We start from the raw sequence: 1,604 nt of genomic DNA, 5'->3' as shown, positions 1-1,604 counted from the left end.
CCCGGGCTGGGCAGCACCGGGGCATGGCTGGCAGGCACCGGGCTGGTGGCCGTGGTGGGGGACGCACGGCGCCGTGCACGCGATCTCGCCGCACGGCTGCAGCCGGCGGCGCACTGATCTTCTACAATATGTAGAAGTGGTTTTCGATTAATTACGATGCAGAAGGCAGACTGGTAAGCATGAGCGAATCGGCAAGGTCAGAGTCAGCAATCCCCGCCGCCGGCGGCACCGACGAGGAACTGTTCTACACCCTCTGGACGGTCTTTAAGCGCACCGGCGCACCGGTGGATCCGTCCGCGGCCGCGGCGTTCGATGAGACGGTTGCCGAACTCGCCGGCCGCAACGTCACCCTGCGCGGCGCGTACGACGTTTCCGCCATGCGCGAGGACGCCGACGTGATGATCTGGCTGCACGGACCGCAGCCGGACGAACTCCAGGCGGCGGTCCGCGACATCCGCAGGACCCCGCTGTTCGCCCCCGCCGAGATGGTCTGGTCCGCGATGGGCGTCCACCGCGATGCCGAATTCAGCAAGAACCACGCCCCGGCCTTCTCCCTGGGCAAGGACCCGGAGGCCTGGCTCTGCGTCTACCCCTTCGTGCGCTCCTACGAGTGGTACCTGCTGCCGGCCGAGGAACGCGGCAAGATGCTGCGCGACCACGGACTGCTCGGCCGCGACTTCCCGCAGGTGCTGTCCAACACGGTCGCCTCGTTCGCGCTGGGGGACTGGGAATGGATCCTGGCCCTGGAAGCCCCCGAACTGATCGACCTGGTGGACCTGATGCGCCACCTGCGCTACACCGACGCGCGCAACCACGTGCGCGAAGAGATCCCGTTCTACACCGGCAGGCGCATCAGCATTGCCGAAATCGCCGAGGTGCTGCGGTGAACCAGTCCGCCGAACCGTCCTTTGACCCGCGTGCCGGCGTCGCCGCCGACGGAACCATGCAGCCGAAGAAGTACGACGCCCTGCTGCTGGCCTCCTTCGGCGGCCCCGAGGGCCAGGACGATGTCATCCCCTTCCTCCGCAACGTCACCAGCGGCCGCGGGATCCCCGATGAACGGCTGGAAGAAGTCGCCACGCACTACCGCGCCAACGGCGGCGTCAGCCCCATCAACGAGCAAAACCGGGCACTGAAGGCGGCGCTCGAGGCCGAGCTGGCCCGCCGCGGGATCGAGCTGCCGGTGCTCTGGGGAAACCGCAACTGGGATCCCTACATCACCGACGTTTTCAAGGAAGCGTACGACGCCGGCCACCGCCGCGTGCTGGCCGTGACCACCAGCGCCTACGCCGGCTACTCAAGCTGCCGCCAGTACCGCGAGGACTTCGGCATGGCCCTGGTCGAGACCGGGCTCGCCGGCAAGCTGGAAGTGGACAAGGTGCGCCAGTACTTCGACCACCCCGGCTTCGTGGAACCGTTCGCCGAAGGCCTGGCCGAGGGCCTGGACCGGGTACGGGCCGACCTCGCCGCGCAGGGGGCCGCGGACGCGCCGGTCCACGTGATGTTCGCGACCCACTCGATTCCCCTCGGGGACGCCGAAAACGCCGGGCCCCGCGGGGTGGACTACGAGGGCGGCAGCGCCTACGTGGCGCAGCACCTGGCCA

General features: G+C 68.6%; 2 protein-coding genes. Both read left to right on the top strand.

Translation table 11 applies throughout. The features are described 5' to 3' along the window. Positions 1–179 precede the first annotated feature (179 nt). On the top strand, positions 180–887 hold the full coding sequence (gene hemQ / locus AC5RUJ_RS16065; protein ID WP_494012554.1) for a hydrogen peroxide-dependent heme synthase: 708 nt from the start codon (positions 180–182) through the stop codon (positions 885–887). A 56-nt stretch (positions 888–943) separates the two neighbouring features. Further along, positions 944–1,604: ferrochelatase (locus AC5RUJ_RS16060; RefSeq protein WP_494156219.1), on the top strand; the 661-nt coding region annotated here is incomplete at its 3' end.

The organism is Arthrobacter sp. Y3223164 (assembly GCF_059091005.1).
This window is presented reverse-complemented; position numbering and strand designations above follow the sequence as displayed.